Raw genomic sequence first — 16,388 nt, 5'->3', positions numbered from 1 at the left:
TCCTTAGGAATTTGTGAATCGCCCCCAGTTTGCTAGGGAAATGATCCTACCCGCCAATTACAAAGGGTGCACCCAGCAGTATGGCGAAGTCGAGGACCTGTTGCATGCCTTTGCCGGCTTCGTGCTTATTGGCTTTAGCCTCAATCACGGCCAACGGAATACCTGGTTTGAGGTAGAGACGATATTGGCTAATTTAACGGTTTTACGCGCACCTACTTGCCCGCGCACCTTAACCTTGCCATCCCGCAGCTTTAGCTTTACCTCTTGGCGTAGCTGGTTGTGCCGATCCCAGCCGGCTTGCTCAATGGCAGGGAGGATGCATTTAGTGATGATGTCCGCTTCGGAAAGCTGCTTCTAATCCATATGATGCAGGCCTACAGCTGGGCCATGGGGCCCTATTATGATTTTTGAATGATTATTGCGACTAAATCTATCACAGGATGGACTTAAGGGGGATGTAGTGGGGGAGTTAGTTTGGGGATGGTTGTTTAGCAGCAGAAATAGGTGTGTATCAGGTGGATAAGTGTGGCGGGCATCTGTAACTATCCAAATGTCTTTGGGCTTGATGCTAGTAAGGACCAAATTTTTCGCTGAATAGTTCTGCCAAGTTTTCTTCAATGCCCTTTAGGTTCTCTGCGTCGTTGAGTAAATCAGACAGGCTTTTTATTAAGGGTTTCAATGTGATGATTTAGGTAGTGGCGTATTGAGTCCAGGATTAGGGTTATATCGGAATGGGGGAGTTTTAGGTTTAGGGTTTCCATAATTGTCTTCGGCTATTGATACCTATTTGGGATTGTTTCTTTACGACTCTAGGGATTCCCAAGTTGTCTACGACACCTTCTTTCAGGTTGTCTGGTTCATCAAGACTGTTCTGGGTTGATTCGTTGTGACGCTTTTCTATATCAGGCAATAGCTCATCCAGTCGTTTTTCAGCATCCTTAAGCGCTTTTGTTATCCGGTCGTTCATAAGTTTACCTTAATTTAAAAACACAGTAATCCTGCAAGGAAGGTTTGTGCGTAGTGCTGATATATTGGTACCTCTGTACTTCATGGTGGGTGCGGTTTTTCTTGAGGTAGGCCTTATGTTCTGATTTCGTCAGCTCCTAATATAGTGGCATGTACTTGTGCTATTTTACGGCCTATAAAAATATTGCATGAATTCCTCGAATGCTGGGTTCCGAACTCTATCGATAGCTTTAAATGTTGTACCCAAATCTAACAGAACACCTCTAGTGATATCTCGGTCAGCTTTAGAGAATCAACTTCAGGTTTTTCAGACCTCTAAAAAGTACCCTTTTTATTGTTATATATCTAGGATATTCCCCCCTTTGCCAGCAAAACTAATTGATAATTCTAAAATTTGTTATTATTAAAATCATAAAATGCTTGAAAAAGCTCTTCCTTTGTATTCATTACGAAAGGGCCGCCCCTAACTACCGGCTCATTTAGAGGTTTCCCCGCAACCAGTATGAAGCGGCTACCTTTACCACCGGCTTCGATTAAAACTTGGCTTCCTTTTGTTAAAATGCCTAGTTGACGCTCAACCAACTTTGACTTCTTTGATCCCGTATTTAGAGAACCTTCAATTACATAAATAAATGCATTATGTGTTTCTTCTAGATTCTGTACAAATTTATGGTCTTGCGCCAAGGTTACATCAATATAGGTGGGGTAAACGTATCTATTTTCCACAACACCTTCTGTGCCTAAATTAGTTGTCCCTGCAATGACTTTGATGTTTTGGCCTTTTGTAGTTGCTTCAGACGAAATTTGACTTTCTTCAAACTCCTGGTAGTCAGGATCTATCATTTTCTTATCTTTAGGCAAATTAACCCACAGTTGAAGGCCCCTTAACAATCCATCTTTTTGCTCAGGCATTTCCGAATGTATGACACCTTTACCTGCAGTCATCCATTGTACGCCATTTGGCTCTATAACGCCCTCATTTCCCATATTGTCTTTATGTCTAATTTTTCCATTTATCATGTAAGTTACAGTTTCAAAACCTCTATGCGGATGGTTTGGAAATCCTCCAATATATTCATTGGGGTTGTCACTTTCGAATGAATCCAATAGAAGAAAGGGGTCTAGCATTTCCAGGTTTTGTGTCCCAATCAAGCGAGTTAACTTTACTCCGGCTCCATCAGAACCCTGTTCACCAGATGTTGAGAACTTTAATTCTCTAATACCGTTTGACATAGTAAATTCCTTGAATTAATCGGTTTCGTTGTTGATGGGTAGGATCAAAGGCTTCATCAGATTGATTGTGTCTATCCATGCTCCACTTTTAAATTTCAAAGGAAGACTATTGACGAACATAGTTCAGATAAAGACCCATGTGGGGAAGTTTAAAGCCATATCGACAGTGGTAAAATATGAATATATAGATGTATTCGTTCGATTTATCAGAATGGTCAGAGGAAGCTGGCTGGGTTAAGTGGATTACAGTCATTGTTAGATATGTTGATACAAAAATAGTAGAGTGGAACATTATATTTTGAGGTGATGTTAAAATGAGGTGCCGGTTTACAACGTCGTATCTGTTTTATTGTTCCAATAAGTGGGCTTATATTAGTTTTAAGTTGTCTTTCCAGGAAGGGTAAATTAGATAACAGTTAGAAAACTAATGTGTATTGGACTCAACTATTCTTGTGATAAATACTATAGTGAGTTGCTTGTCTTTAGGTTTTTTGGCGGTTGTGGATTAGAGTTTTATGGTATTTATGAGTATTTTGTCTCGATCGGGATTAAAAGCCTGTATCCCTTCCATGGGTGCTTTTTGTGCCTTTGAGAATAGCTATTATGGGTTTGCTTTTTTCAAGCTTAATGACAGTTGATTTTTCAAGGCTATAGTGGGAGCTCCTTATTGGTATCATAAGTTATTAAAATAAGAGTTTTAGGTCTACTCTGCTAGGGGATATTCAAGGCCTCCTGGTCTGCAGGGCCTACAAGCTGATTTCTTACAAATACTGTTGCGACAAGCAAAAAACATGAAGCAATTAGCAGCGTATTTGATATTCCTGCGTAGGAAGCTATTTTTCCCCAGAGCATACCTCCTATAGCCATAGCGCCCATATATGTTGCCATAAAAAATGACATTCCTCTTGCCCTTATCCAATTTGGTAGCATTTCCTGAGTAGCCAGAATAAGCGGAGATAAAAAGAGTAACCAGCAAAATCCCGCAGTGAACATTGCTACTGATACATGGATATAGCTGGTTAGAAATGACAGTAATAACATGGATGTGGCATAGCCAATAGATGCGATACACAGTAAATTATCTACTTTAAAGATTGTGCGGAGCTTATTGGTGAAAAACACAGCACTTACCGCACCGAGCCCTAAAAATGACATTAATAAACTGTATGCTTTTGGATCGTCTGTATATAATTGAGATGAAAAAGTGGGGAGTAACGCCCATAGAGTACTAGCAAAAATAAAAAACGACAACGCTCGAACCAGTGCGTATTGAAGTTTTGATTCTCGCTTTATGTATTTCAGGCTATTTTTTATTGCTGATACGAAATTCTCACTATGTTGATTTGTTGCGCCGTTTCTATTCGGTGTCCAATAGCTAAGAGCCATTATGACACATAAGAAAGAAATAGCGTTTAAAGCGAAAAGTACCTCCAGGTTAAAATAGATCAAAAGTACTCCGCCGAGTATTGGACCAATCACTCTTGCCAAATTAATTCCCATGCTATTTAGGGCTATGGATTGGGGTAAGTCTGCTTTGGTTACTATTAGTGGTGTTATAGAAGACCAGACTGGCACCATTAATGCGGTTCCGATACCAATTAAAAAAGTTAATATGAGTAACGATAAAATTGATTTCGATCCGGTTGTAGTAAGAAGGCATAGTATGGAGGTAAGCAGGAACATCCATATTTGTAATATTATTAAATATCTTTTCTTGTCGACAATATCTGCGAAGGCACCAGCTGGAATCGCAAGAAATAGTGTAGGTAAGGATGCTGCAGATTGAACCATAGCGATCCAAAATGGTGATGAGGTTAGTGAAATCATTAGCCAATTTGCACCAATCTCATGAATCCATGTTCCTGTATTTGAGATTAATGTTGCAGTCCAAATTATCAAAAACAGTTTATTTTTGAATGGGGCAAGGGAAGTCAAAGCTTAACTCTCTTTATAAAGGCCACTACTTAAAGTGGCCTTTCTGTGGAAGCTATTTATGGCCAGTAGCTGCCATAGAATTTTACAGGTGACCAACTAGGCAGAAGGGGCTCTAGTTTTGGTGATAAAGACTGATAATCCCCATCTCCATATACAACCTCTCCATCTACAACAGTTAGTACAGATCTGATTGACTTGATTTCTTTCAGGGGGACTTCCATGTAATCTTTCGACAAAATTGCAAAATCTGCTAATTGTCCTTTAGACAACCTTCCTTTGATATGCTCTTCTCCTGAGAACCAGGCACTGCCAATTGTATAAAGTCTGAGCGCCTCTTCTCGCGTTAAAAGATTTGATGAGTCATAGAGCTTGCGGCCACTGACGGTTTCACCAGTGACTAAATAATGTAGGCCTACCCAAGGGTTAAAGGTTGAGCCCCGTGTGGCATCAGTACCCATACCAATAGGGATACCTTTATCGACAAGCAATCTCAATGGAGGTGTAGCTTTTGCCTTTTCAGCTCCATACCGCTCAGAAAAGTCATCACCAAGGAATACCATACGACTTTGAATGGCAACGCCGCCACCAAGTGACTTTATACGCTCGATATTATTCGTGCCTATCGTTTCGGCATGTTCAATCGACCATCGAAGTCCGCGTAGCGGTTTATAGCTATTTACGTCTTCAATAACGTCTAGAATCCTGGTAATTGACTCATCATAGGTTGCATGAATCCTAAATGGCCATCTACGCTCTACCAGTAACTCAATAATTGGTGTTAGATCTTTTTCCATATCGGCATCCAACACTGGTCTGTCGGATCTAAAATTTTCAAAGTCTCCAGCTTTCCATAGTAGATACTCACCTCCTCCATCAATTTCAAAGCCGTGCTCTTTAGTACTGTCAGTGTTTGTCCCCGCTTTATTTCCCCTTGTCCAATTGTGGTAGTCTTCCAGCTCTTTCCCTGGATTCTGTGCAAATAAATAGAAGGATGTTCTCAGTGGTAGTTTTCCTTCTGTGGCCAGTTTTTCTGCGACACTATATCCATCGGGATAACCGAACCCGCCACCTCCAGCGTCAATAACAGACGTTAAACCAAATTTTGCCAGTTCGTGAAATAAGTGAATTGTTGAATTTACTTTTACTTCTTCTGAAGTGTCTGGCAGAGCTGCGATCTTGCCGTAAAAAATTCCAGGATGTGGCTGTGCTAGCATTAACCCTGTGGGTGTTCCATGTGAGTCACGTACGAATTTTCCGCCCTTTGGATCTTCCGTATTGCTGTTGATTCCAAGTTTATCCATACCCACTTGATTAAGCATTCCAACACTATAGAAATATTGGATATATACTGGGGTGTCGGGAGCTGCCTTATTAATTTCAGCAATAGTTGGCAACCGTTTTTCCTTGAATTGCCATGGAGACCAGCCACCTATAATTCTTACCCATTCACCTTTTGGTGTTCTACTTGCTTGCTCCGATAACATGTTTAATGCTGTCTTTAGATCGGGCACACCGTCCCAACGTAACTCCCTCGTATAAGCTAATCCGCTACGCAAGAAGTGTGAATGAGAGTCGATCAAGCCCGGTATAACTCGTCTATTCTTCGCATCAATAACTTCAGTCGTTTTACCTCTGTACTGATGTATTATTTCATCGGTGTCTACATCCAGAATCTTTCCGTCTCTAACCGCTATGGCCTGGGCAACTGGCTTGTTCTTATCTTGGGTCGTTACCTTTGCATTTATAATGATCATATCCGCATAAACGGCGCTGTCGAAATTTTCTATCACCCCCTCATTTGCGATGGTTGCGTTTTTACATGCAGCCAAAACCGTGGCGGCACCCATTAAGATTAGGCGTTTTCGCCATACATATTTTGAATATGACATACTAGATTTCTTAGATTTGAAAGCGCTTACCTACCTACTCAGGAGGTATAGTAAGCGCTTATGGAGGAATGAGATCAGAGGGTTATTTAACTTTAGAAGAGGAAAGCTCTTTATATGCTGCGGGGACATTCAATCCAGAGTGAACCCACTCGTGAAGGGCATACCCTTGGTATTTTGGCAGTTGAACTTTCTCAACCGTCTCCTCAAGGGATAGTCCTCTTGCAATTGCCTTTTCCACTTTATTTTTAAGTGCAGTCAAGTAATCAATATGCCATTTTATTGCTGAACGGTTTGTAATTGGGCCATGACCAGGGATAACTAATGTAGATTCATTTATTGCTCCATATACATATTTCATGGTTGCTAATGTTTCTAATAGATGGCCATCAAGCAGCCAAGGTAAGGCAGGTTTGGTAGAGACTACGGGATTACCTGTCCAAAGTATGTTCTCTCCTTTAACGGAGACGAATAGATCGCCGCCAGTTTGAGCAAAACCAAAATCATCTATGTCTACAGTTTTGCCTCCTAAATCAATAGAAATACTTCCGTTTTTGGGGACTAAGATATCGCCGGTTTTGGGTATTACATCCTCAATTCCCCTGCCTTCACCGAAGTTACTAATCATGAACGCAGTATCTTGCTCGAAGTAGTTATCTACATAATCCTTTGCACTTTCATGCTGGATAATAGATACACTGCTTGGAAAAACATAGTTTCCATATGAGTGATCACCGTGATAACTTGTATTAACTAAATACTTGATGGGTTTATCTGTTTCAGCCTTGACCAACGATATCATTTGTTCGGCAAGGCGCTCATTTATCATTGACTCTATCACCAGAACAGAGTTTTCGCCGATAACAAATCCGCCACTTGTTGCAATAGGATAGCCATTGCCAGCTTTTTCAGAGGCGTCTGAAGGTATTACAGCATATATGCCATCTGAAACCTTTTGAGATTCAAGGATGACTGTATTGCCATCCCACACGGGCTCTTGGGCAATCGCGTTCACAGTAAAAGCTACACCAGCCAGCAGTGTAGTAATGGATTTAAGCATTGTAGACATTTCCGGTAATTATTAAAACGCGAGAAATCCTACATCATGTTTGCTTAGTAGTTACGGCAAAGATAATATGGATCGAATCTATCGATATATGGTGTACTTCCGTGAAAACCACGCTCGAACAGTTAGAAGCTTTGGATGCTTTAAGGAAGGAAGGCTCAGTATCAAAAGCTGCTGATCAACTTGGCAAGAGTCAATCCACAATTAGTTATACGCTACAAGAACTTCAAGATATCTTAGGTTTAACTCTGGTTGAAAAAGATGGAAGGAAAACCAAATTAAATCATGCCGGTTTACTTTTGAGTGAGCAAGTTGAGGTGTTATTGAGGCAACATTATGACATTGAGAATCTAGCTGGCCAGCTAAAACAGGGGGCGGCAGCTACGTTGAGTATTGCAGTAGATACTTCATTTCCAAAGAGTATTCTCGATACTACTTTGAAATTGTTTCACAGCCAGCAAAAAAATGTCCGCTTGTCTATAAAGGAGCAAGCGATGTCTGGAACTAATGCGTTACTTCTTAATAATGCGGTGGATTTATGTATCGGTATGACTCCACCCCCCGGTTTCTTAAGCGATAAATTGCTAGATGTTGAATTTATCTTAGTGTGTAGCCCAGAACATAGCTTATCTAACCAAAAAAATGTTTCTTATTATGAACTGAAGAGAGAGACTCAAGTTCTAGTAGCAGACTCCGGGTCGATGGATGTTTCTTTCGGTTGGCTTTCACCAAATGTGAAATGCTCCGTTTCCAACTTGAACGAGGCCTATCGCCTTGTAAAGGGGGGGCTTGGTTATGGCAGGTTGCCGGTGCACATGGTTGCCGAGGATGTTCAGTCAAATAAGCTATGTAAAATTGATATGATTCATGGATTTTCCTATACAGTGTCTCTTTATTTAACTGTAGGTAATAAAGCACAGAATAATTCAGTCAAGCTATTTTCAATAATTTTGTTCGAAATGGTAAAAAATTATCAAATTAAAAGTTGCTGATTTTAATTCGATCTTATAGTCAACCAGAAGTCCTTTAGCTATTCGCTTGTAAATGTAAAAGCATTATCAATCATTTACCATCCTTAAATTTAGAATGATTAATAAAGAAGCTATAGACATATGTGGATTGCTTCCGCAATGTCACTGAGGATAGCGATGATCAAAAACTTTATTATGCGGGGGAGCCTAATCAGTTATCCGGTAGAAAGTGGTAAATTATTGTGTAAATTTAGGCTGATACTCCAACCTGAATAGATAGCTGCTACTGATACGAGTAAACCTTCCTCTTGAGAATGCCTAGGGAGCCTCTGAATAACTCTGCAAGCTCCGAAGGGCTGGCCTTGAAGACTTGCAGAGGCATTACGGAGTTATTCAGAGGCTCCCTAGCAGTCGAGTGCCACCAAATACCAGCCTAGCGGTCGCCAGGTATCGCATGGGTTGCCCGGGCGTGCAATGGCCACCCGAGCAACCGCGCGATTTACTCCGGTACTGCGATAATTAGAAACGACACGTGCGATTCGCTGTTTTCTTGAGTGTGCTTGCTGTTTCCCGAGTCGCCGTCGCCGATCAGTGCGTGTGGATTGTGCAGTATGACCTGCGAGCCTGACGTGGAATAGGTTTCCGAACCTCCGCCGACTTGCCGGATGTCGTGGTCACTGCTGTCGTAGTGGACGCGATAGCCAGACAGGAACACTGCCGCGTCGCTTATAGGCTGGCCCATCTCAACATACGCGTCATCACTCGTTTTTTGGAGGTTTGTCACGTACTTTGCGATCAGAGGGGGGCTCTTGCTCAGCTCAATGAGATTGCCATCAATCGATGCAATGGCATTGTTGCCCGAGTCATCGTGCATCTGTGCAGTCGATTGGATACCCACTTCGTAGTTGTTCGGAACCGCGGTGGTTGCATCGAGCTCAATGGTGCGAACATGGTGAGCCTTTGGGGGTTCGCTCGGGTCGTTGTCCTTGTGGTACTCGCACGCCCAGCCTCCAAGGGCAGCATAAGCTTCTGGCTCATCGAGGGGGATGTATGGGCTGGTTGATTCATCGGGGATACCGGTGATGGTTCTCGGTAAGATCACACCGTCTTTGGGGCCGTCGACCACTGCGATGCAGGACAATGTCAATTGGGAGGCTGAGGGGCTTAAACCTTTCTTCTGGCCGTACAAAGTGGCGTCAGGAGTGACGGTTAGGACGGCATTCTTGTTGTGAACCTGGGTGAGTGACAGGCCCAGCGTTTGAGTCTGGTGGTCCGTGCTTCCTTCGTACTTGAAGAACCAGTAGGTGGCGGCAACGATAAAGCTCGTCACTTCTGAGCCGTATTTGCTGAAGTCAAACCGGAACCTTCCGCCGTTTTCATCCAGCTGCTGATTGATCTGCATCATCTGAATATTCGGAGGCGCGGTTGGGGTGGAATGAAGCTTGATTGGCATATAGGCCCAATCACCACCAACCTGGAGATAAGCGGGCGAATTCGTCTTCTTGACCTGGAAGCCGGGAATCGCGATGTCGACACTCCCTTTCTTCGAACTCAGAATCGAGATGATCAATTGAAGGACCCAGCCAAGCGGTACGAACGCCCACCAGAAGGGGAGCTTCGCTTTTGTTTTCACCTGGATGTTGAGCACATCGTCATAAGCGTTGAAGCTTATCGTCGCAGAAAGCTTTAGGGTCTGGTAGACCCACAGGGTCATGGCCCCACGCTTCACTCTGATGTCGGCACTGATAACAAGATCGCCGTCGTTGTTGAACGCCGCTTGGAGGTTATTTTCTTTGATTTTGATATGCGCACCCTCAATCACATCCTCGACGTCTGTGTTGAGGTACATTTTTTCGGGGTAGGTATCGGTCACCGTCAGCTGCGAAGAGGTCAGTGGCGTTGCTTCAGCAATCGCTGCGGCAACCGAAGTCAAAATAATGTCATTGGATACGATGAGTGCCGATGTACAGTTGCTAGGGATAGTCTGTGGTAGAAGCGCGTCTATTGGCTGGCGATTCCCACGGCATATCCCAAGTCCGAACAGGTTTGAGTCGGAGTCGCCATCAAAGGCTGTATACATCACCCCGATGTCCAGGTTTCCGGCGGGCAGGGGGGTGTGTGGAGCAACCGTGTACTTGATGGGCCAATCAAAACTTGAGATGAGTTGGTCGACTGCTCCTTTCATCGCGTCGGTAATGTCGAGGCCCTTGACCGACTTTGAGAGTTGAATATCGCTGAGGTCAAGTTCCATCATGTCCCAGTTGGGCTTCTGGATGGTCACGGTGACTTGCCCATAGTGGTTGATGCTGGCGCTGGCTTGCATTTTGTCGAGGTCAAGAACGAGCCGGGCGTGACCGGGGCTTTGGCCCTGCGCATCTTCGATGTTGCTTGTGATACCTGGGAACTTGATGAACCCTGTGATGGGCAGGTCGAGCGTCGCCTTTTGGTCTTCGGGATCAATGAAGGCGGGACAATCAAATGCGAATTCGTAGCGAACCTTGGCGGGGCCCTTGCCGACACTTCCGCTGAAGGACCATTGGCCGGAGTCGCCTTCGAAGAGCTCGCTAATCCAATTGTTGACCGCTCCTTGGGTCGAGGCACTGATCAAGTCCCAGCCTTGCGAAAGGTCTGGATCTGGCGAGGATTCAACTTCTTGAAGGCCTTGCTGCTCTTCAATTTCTTCTTCAATTAAGTCGCTTGGTTCTTCTCTGTCAAACAGGCCGCGCAGCTCCTCAACCAGCTCGGGGCTCGGGTCGCATACCCGCTGAAAGGTCGAAATTGGGTCGAGCGCGAATTGGCGTGCATTGCCTTCAGATTCACCGAGCCACTCGAGCATGCGAGCTTCATGTTGCAATAGGTTGCCCAGGGTGGGGTCGCGTCGCAGTGGGTCTGTTTGAGATGTTGGCGTGAATTCGAAAGAGAGAGAGGTTGAACTATCTAATTGTGTGGCTTGCTTGCCTAGCAGGCGCTGCAGGTCGTCAGGAGAGAGGGTGAGGGACGCGGTTTGCTTTTTGAGTTGGCGCTGCAGGCTGTCGGGAGAGAGTGTGAGAGTCTCTTCCATGATGATGCTCCGTAATCTTCATTAGTTTGATTTTTTTGAAAAGGCGAGTGGCCGAGTAACACCACGAGCCCTCTTTGATGCGGCAATCGAACATCAGGCCTACTAGAAAATTGCCACCCGCCCTAAGTTACTCTTCAAAAGGGCACCAGCCAATAAGGTCGAAGGCATTATCAGGGAAAATGTTGATGTCTTTTTTTGATAACATTTTTTGCGCCGTTATTGGGGTATTCTAAAAAGAGCCTGTCAACGAAAAGTTACGAGACTATTAAGCCGGGAAGGGCTTTAGCGATAGCATTCGTAGTGATTACTGGGCACATAAAAAGGGCGCGCAAAAGATCTGTTATCAAATCTCGGAGAAGTGGAGCCGATAGGGGGTTTGAATGGGAGAAAGATGCAATGTGCGACTATAATCCTGATGGGAAGCCGGGCACATCCGTGATCTAAATGATAAAAGAAAAAATCTAATCCCTGTCTGGTAGAAGATCGCCAACATATAGAGCTAATGCATTTCGACTCTGCGTTAGCTGGGTTATCTTTTCATCAAGCTTTTCTAACTCACACTGTAGCGAGGCTTTAACTGCGGGGCACCCATAAAATCTAGGAACTGAATGTGTTGTGGTCAACTCCAAGCGGACACTTCTTTAAGCACATTTCTCAAATTCGATAGGGGCTAGGTCTCCCAGTGTTGTATGTATTCTTCGTGAGTTGTAATAAGCAATATAGGCTCTTACATCTGCTACCGCATCCTCCCTTGTCGGATAAAGGTTTCCCGTTAACCACTCCCGCTTCAGGCTGCTGAAGAAACGTTCAGTCGGTGCGTTGTCCCAACAATTTCCCTTACGGCTCATTGAACACACCATCCCCTGCTGACTCAATAACATTTGGTAGGTATGGCTGGCATACTGACTGCCACGATCAGAGTGATGCAGGAGACCTTTTTGGGGCGAACGCAAATTGACAGCCATCATCAACGCACGAGTTACCAGGGCCGTTTCCATCTTCCGATCTAGATGCCAACCAATAATCCGGCGCGAATAGAGATCAATCACTACCGCCAAGTACAACCAGCCCTGCGAAGTCCAAATATATGTAATATCAGTCGTCCAAACTTGATTTTTAGCACTCGGTGAGAACTCCCTATTTAGAAGGTTCTCTGCGACCGGCAGGTGATGTTTACTGTCTGTCGTCAGTGTAAATCGCTTCTTGCGCTTTACTGCCAAGCCTAGCTTTTTCATGAGCTTGCGGACTCGATAGCGCCCGACTTCAAAGCCTTCTTTACGTAACAGCTTCATTAACCGACGACTTCCCAGGCTCTGTCTAGATTCTGCAAATAGGGCCTTCAAACGATGGCATAGTTGCCATGTTTGAGCATCTATTGAGCTATTACCACGGCAACACCAATCGTAATAACCAGACTTACTTACCTGCATTACCCGGCAGAGCACCCTAACAGGAAAGCTGCCTTGCTGTTTTTCAATAAAGCTGTACTTTATTTCATTTCTTTCGCAAAGAAGGCGCTGGCCTTTTTTAGGATTTCTTTCTCCATCCGCAACTGCTTATTTTCACATCGTAATCGCTCTAATTCTGCGCGCTCACCTACATCCAACCTCACACCGTCTTCTTCCTGCTTCAGTTCCTTTATCCAGCGTCGCAGGTTATTGGCTGTTGTTCCTACAGCCTCTGCTGCTTTAGAAATTGAATACCCTTGCTCAGAGACTAGCGCTACGGCGTCTTTCTTAAATTCCGGCTTGAAATGCCGACGTGTACCTTTTGTTGTCATACTTCACCTCGCTTGGTAGTTTTACCATCTTAGCGAAGTGTCCGGAAGGATTAGACCACTACAATGTTCATCTTCTATGCAAGGTAATAATTCTTATATTGTTTTTAATTTAATTCCATTTTCGTTTAATGTTTTTATATTTTGTATCAGCCTTATATCTTCCTTTGAGTATTCACGATACCCGGCTTGAGATCGGGTTGGAATGATAAGTTCTTCAGCTTCGTAAAATCTAAGCATTCTCTGACTTACGCCAGTGAGTTTTGAAAGTTCGCCAATACGCATTTTTTCTCTTTAGATAGTTGACTCTGACAGTGCTGCCAAGGTTTATAGTGTAACTTAAACCTTGACAGAGGAAAATTAAATGAGATCTAAATATTTTAAAAGCATTTCAGTGTTCTTATTTGCTCGGATCGTAATTGCCACAATATTCATCTCAGCATCCACTAATGCGCAATCGGGCCCAATCACCGAGGACTTAAATATTGCTGTTGTTCATGGTTACATGAGTTCACCAGATGATCATTGGTTTCCCTGGCTTAAAAATGAGCTTCAAGATCGTGGTATCTCTACTAAATTTTTGTCTCTACCAAATCCATCGTTTCCGAACCCCGAGGAGTGGCAGGAGGCCCTTTCAGTCAAATTAGGTGAGATCGATAGTAATAGTATCGTTGTCGCCCATAGCCTTGGCTGTATTGCGACACTGAACTACCTTAACTCTCTTAAAAAAGAGAAGCAGATTGCTGGGCTTATACTCGTGTCAGGTTTTGTTTCTGATATTCCAAACCTACCGCAACTTGGAGATTTTACTCAAACGAATTTAGATTTCAGTAAATTAAGATTGATGGTAGATAAGATAATCGTTCTTGGTTCTCCACAAGATTCCATAGTCCCGTTTTATTTAACAGAAGAGTTGGCTAATAAGCTTCAGACAACAATTGTATCGATTCCTAATTCAGGACATTTCTTAGCGTCAGACGGATATAAAAGATTTCCGCAGGTGCTGACAGCCATTGATGAGGTTCTAGGGGCTAGGGGAGTGAACTAATCGAAAAGTGTAATTATGGGTTTGAGATGCATATTACTTAGCTTGTTTTGCCTTTAATTCTGCTAAAACCCATCTGTAAAGGTCAACTGGTAAGCTAAAGCCATTCTTTAAGTCACCAGATCTATTCTTGGGGAGTTGCCCATGTAGCCTCCACAAAAGGTTCCAGCTTAGGACTCACTATTAAGTTGCAACTGTAAATTGGGTAAAGAAGGTTTGGTGTGGCTTGGTCTAAAGGGCGGGGGTATCTGAAAATGGGCCGAACGAGAAATAAAAAAAGCCAACTTTGCAGTTGGCCTTTTTCGATTTGGTGGAGATGGCGGGAGTTAAATAGTTGGCTGTAGCTACCGTGTTTACTCGGTTTCTATTTGGCTTAATCAAAAAAACACAGATAACCCCACTGCTAGAGCAAAGTAACCCCCAATGTGGAGCGTGATTTATCTAGCTCAATCGTGCCCTAGGCTCTCTCTGTGCGCCATGGCTCAGCAGGCATTCCGGGGCTCTTACTGATGTGAAAAAAACCTTTATCTCGTGAGTATTGCAAGGAGTGCATCACATGATCGATGGATAAGGCTTTGTTCTTTTTGAATTGAGTGGCTAAGTAGGTTCTTTAAGGTATTTTTTAAGCAGGTTAATGGGTAGAAATATGGGTATTCCTAACACAATATTGATCTGCCCCGCTTATTTAGAAGATTCTGACAGGCATTGAGCCTGTCAGATGAAAAACGTCCAGCGCCTAGTGAACTGCCAAAAGGGAAATCGAGACTATCTATTGTTAGTCACTCTTTTAGAACCGACGTACATTGCAAATAACCGAAGGCCGATGGAAATTAAGACAAGCATACTTGGCGCTGTATGAGCGGGTATTGCCTTTAATTGCGTGATTTCTCTTTGAAGGGTCATCGTTTGGTGTGGGTTGGTCTGGTGCTTTGGAACCTGAATGACGTTTTTCTTAAGTAATTTATCGAACGACTCGATTTCTCCCGCAAGCATATCTAGGAGTTCCAATTCGGTCTTGCCTTCCCATGGTAGCTGTGTCCTATATGCGTCAACTGCTTTACCAAGCTTTTTCCACTCTTCTGCGAGGAAGGCTTCAAGTGATGAAAGGGTTCTCAGCTTCGAGTTCATGGATTGATTGACTCGGTAGGCGTTTTGTCCATGAGCGCCGGCCGCCATCACTCCACCAAAGTGCTGTACGTTATGTTTGGCGGTATTCAGGTTCCGGCTGATTAAGTTGAGTTGATCCAGAGTGCGAACCAGAGTCTGATCAAATCTCGGATCTTTATCCTTAATCGCTGTCAGAGCGGTGTTAACCAGTCGACTCACCTGTATCTTGGTTGCATGTTCGTTGATGGACATATCCCTTTATCCTCGTAAATCCATTGAAGAATGTGTTCCACCTCTCTGATTTGAGATGAATGTGCCACATTCAGGTTTTTGCTTGATGAAAACGCGAATTCTAAATTAAATCTGCCGAGTGTCGCGGTCTAATAGAGTACGGGCCATTGCACGGGAGCCGGGGCGGTCATGGTTTCATTGTCATAGCCCAGTGACCAGGGCTAGAGCCTGTTCAGCAAGAGGGTTAATGTGTGGCTGGCCCATTTTCATTTTTTCGTTGGGCAGTTTTATGTGCTTGGCATCCCAATTGATTTCCGTCCACTCAAGTTTTCCCAATTCTCTATCGGGCAGAGTAGGAGTTTTAGGACTGCTCTTACTATTGGGGTCGTCTATGGCAGTTAGTAGGCGCCCGATTTCAGTAGGGTCTGCAATTGCTGCCAAGTGCTTTTTCTTGGTGGGGCAGTGGCGCAAACCTGCTCACCCCCGCAATTAACCCCACTAAAAATGGCTGGATTTGGATTAGATTAATTGGGATGGCCCAGATAAACAAAAACCCCGGAAACACTAGGTTTGCGGGGCTTTCGTGGGCTGTCTGAGACAGCAATTTGGTGGAGATGGCGGGAGTCGAACCCGCGTCCGTCAGCACTCTGCCAGAGGCTCTACATGCTTAGCTCCGTCTATTGATTTAACCCATTACAGCCCGGCGGTCAGGACGTATAGGGCGATCCCGAAATTTGTTTAACCGCTTACCCACGGGTATGGCTTGCGGCGATCCAGTTCTGTATAACAGTCTACAGCGCGATACTGGAACCTTGCTGAAGACTGCTAAGGGACGAACCCTTAGTTAGCGCTTCACAAGCTGCTTACGCAGCGAGTTGGGCACCGTAGTTGTCGTCGTTGGCAACTAATAAAATACAGCTTTGGATTTACGAGATTCGCTGCCATCTCGGCATGCACCCAAGGTTTCGTAACCGGCGTCGAATCCAAGTCATCCCCGATAAGAAACACTCATGTGTGTCACCTAAGTATACCTCAAAATTCACGTTAGCAATAAATTTTATGTAATTGGCATTTGAGCGATCAGAGTCGCTTTAGTCAGGCGCTTTGAGG

13 protein-coding genes, 1 other RNA gene and 1 pseudogene are annotated in these 16,388 nt (G+C 44.1%); 3 read left to right on the top strand and 12 right to left on the bottom strand.

The features are described from left to right. Positions 1–58: 58 nt before the first annotated feature. A pseudogene (locus ACJJI8_RS02420) lies at positions 59–333 on the bottom strand (type I restriction endonuclease subunit R); the annotation flags it as partial. Here ACJJI8_RS02420 and ACJJI8_RS02415 point away from each other — a divergent pair. Continuing rightward, positions 280–411, top strand: a complete 132-nt coding sequence (locus tag ACJJI8_RS02415) for a hypothetical protein (RefSeq protein WP_444934142.1) — start codon at positions 280–282, stop codon at positions 409–411. The pseudogene ACJJI8_RS02420 and the gene ACJJI8_RS02415 sit on opposite strands and share 54 nt — an antisense overlap. Positions 412–748: 337 nt before the next feature. On the opposite strand, the gene ACJJI8_RS02410 is transcribed toward ACJJI8_RS02415, so the two are convergent. From ACJJI8_RS02410 to ACJJI8_RS02390, 5 genes are all read right to left on the bottom strand, one after another. Then, complete coding sequence (locus ACJJI8_RS02410; protein ID WP_444934141.1) at positions 749–967, bottom strand: hypothetical protein; 219 nt, start codon at positions 965–967, stop codon at positions 749–751. Between the two features lie 386 nt (positions 968–1,353). Beyond that, positions 1,354–2,199, bottom strand: a complete 846-nt coding sequence (locus ACJJI8_RS02405; protein WP_444934140.1) for a pirin family protein — start codon at positions 2,197–2,199, stop codon at positions 1,354–1,356. Between the two features lie 711 nt (positions 2,200–2,910). Further along, positions 2,911–4,134: an MFS transporter gene (locus ACJJI8_RS02400; RefSeq protein WP_444934139.1), complete on the bottom strand. Its 1,224-nt coding sequence runs from the start codon at positions 4,132–4,134 to the stop codon at positions 2,911–2,913. Between the two features lie 56 nt (positions 4,135–4,190). Then, a complete protein-coding gene (locus ACJJI8_RS02395; protein WP_444934138.1) occupies positions 4,191–6,023 on the bottom strand; it encodes an amidohydrolase in 1,833 nt (610 codons plus the stop codon). 82 nt (positions 6,024–6,105) lie between these two features. Continuing rightward, the gene (locus ACJJI8_RS02390) at positions 6,106–7,080 is read right to left on the bottom strand and encodes an MBL fold metallo-hydrolase (RefSeq protein ID WP_444934137.1); all 975 of its coding nucleotides are present in this window, start codon (positions 7,078–7,080) and stop codon (positions 6,106–6,108) included. A 110-nt stretch (positions 7,081–7,190) separates the two neighbouring features. On the opposite strand from ACJJI8_RS02390, the gene ACJJI8_RS02385 reads away from it, so the two are divergent. Then, positions 7,191–8,078: a LysR family transcriptional regulator gene (locus ACJJI8_RS02385; protein ID WP_444934136.1), complete on the top strand. Its 888-nt coding sequence runs from the start codon at positions 7,191–7,193 to the stop codon at positions 8,076–8,078. A 478-nt stretch (positions 8,079–8,556) separates the two neighbouring features. Here ACJJI8_RS02385 and ACJJI8_RS02380 read toward each other — a convergent pair whose 3' ends face one another. The 3 genes from ACJJI8_RS02380 to ACJJI8_RS02370 all read right to left on the bottom strand — a co-directional run bounded on the left by ACJJI8_RS02380 (position 8,557) and on the right by ACJJI8_RS02370 (position 13,180). After that, positions 8,557–11,118, bottom strand: a complete 2,562-nt coding sequence (locus tag ACJJI8_RS02380) for a hypothetical protein (RefSeq protein ID WP_444934135.1) — start codon at positions 11,116–11,118, stop codon at positions 8,557–8,559. A gap of 641 nt (positions 11,119–11,759) precedes the next feature. Further along, a protein-coding gene (locus tag ACJJI8_RS02375; RefSeq protein ID WP_444934134.1) for an IS3 family transposase occupies positions 11,760–12,898 on the bottom strand; the annotation gives its coding sequence in 2 pieces (ribosomal slippage) (positions 11,760–12,649 and positions 12,649–12,898; 1,140 coding nt in all). Positions 12,899–12,991: 93 nt separating this feature from the next. Next, complete coding sequence (locus ACJJI8_RS02370; protein WP_444934133.1) at positions 12,992–13,180, bottom strand: MerR family transcriptional regulator; 189 nt, start codon at positions 13,178–13,180, stop codon at positions 12,992–12,994. A 79-nt stretch (positions 13,181–13,259) separates the two neighbouring features. On the opposite strand from ACJJI8_RS02370, the gene ACJJI8_RS02365 reads away from it, so the two are divergent. After that, positions 13,260–13,943, top strand: coding sequence for an RBBP9/YdeN family alpha/beta hydrolase (locus tag ACJJI8_RS02365; RefSeq protein ID WP_444934132.1), 684 nt, complete (start codon positions 13,260–13,262; stop codon positions 13,941–13,943). A gap of 762 nt (positions 13,944–14,705) precedes the next feature. On the opposite strand, the gene ACJJI8_RS02360 is transcribed toward ACJJI8_RS02365, so the two are convergent. The 3 genes from ACJJI8_RS02360 to ssrA all read right to left on the bottom strand — a co-directional run bounded on the left by ACJJI8_RS02360 (position 14,706) and on the right by ssrA (position 16,274). Further along, positions 14,706–15,299 carry a hypothetical protein gene (locus ACJJI8_RS02360; protein ID WP_444934131.1) on the bottom strand — a complete coding sequence of 198 codons (594 nt, stop codon included), beginning with the start codon at positions 15,297–15,299 and terminating at the stop codon, positions 14,706–14,708. A gap of 180 nt (positions 15,300–15,479) precedes the next feature. Next, entirely contained in the window at positions 15,480–15,749 is a 270-nt protein-coding gene (locus ACJJI8_RS02355; protein WP_444934130.1) for a hypothetical protein, read from the bottom strand. Positions 15,750–15,884: 135 nt separating this feature from the next. Further along, positions 15,885–16,274, bottom strand: a transfer-messenger RNA (tmRNA) gene (gene ssrA, locus ACJJI8_RS02350). Between the last annotated feature and the right edge of the window lie 114 nt (positions 16,275–16,388).

The organism is Microbulbifer maximicatervae (SeqCode) (assembly GCF_052467695.1).
The sequence above is the reverse complement of the archived record's forward strand: the minus strand, read 5'-3'. Positions and strand labels throughout refer to the sequence as shown.

Excerpts from the sequence above, each read along its gene's own strand:
- ACJJI8_RS02370 (WP_444934133.1), bottom strand. The coding sequence starts at position 13,180 with ATGCGTATTGGCGAACTTTCAAAACTCACTGGCGTAAGTCAGAGAATG.
- ACJJI8_RS02410 (WP_444934141.1), bottom strand. The coding sequence starts at position 967 with ATGAACGACCGGATAACAAAAGCGCTTAAGGATGCTGAAAAACGACTG.
- ACJJI8_RS02360 (WP_444934131.1), bottom strand. The coding sequence starts at position 15,299 with ATGTCCATCAACGAACATGCAACCAAGATACAGGTGAGTCGACTGGTT.
- ACJJI8_RS02380 (WP_444934135.1), bottom strand. The coding sequence starts at position 11,118 with ATGGAAGAGACTCTCACACTCTCTCCCGACAGCCTGCAGCGCCAACTC.
- ACJJI8_RS02405 (WP_444934140.1), bottom strand. The coding sequence starts at position 2,199 with ATGTCAAACGGTATTAGAGAATTAAAGTTCTCAACATCTGGTGAACAG.
- ACJJI8_RS02390 (WP_444934137.1), bottom strand. The coding sequence starts at position 7,080 with ATGCTTAAATCCATTACTACACTGCTGGCTGGTGTAGCTTTTACTGTG.
- ACJJI8_RS02365 (WP_444934132.1), top strand. The coding sequence starts at position 13,260 with ATGAGATCTAAATATTTTAAAAGCATTTCAGTGTTCTTATTTGCTCGG.
- ACJJI8_RS02395 (WP_444934138.1), bottom strand. The coding sequence starts at position 6,023 with ATGTCATATTCAAAATATGTATGGCGAAAACGCCTAATCTTAATGGGT.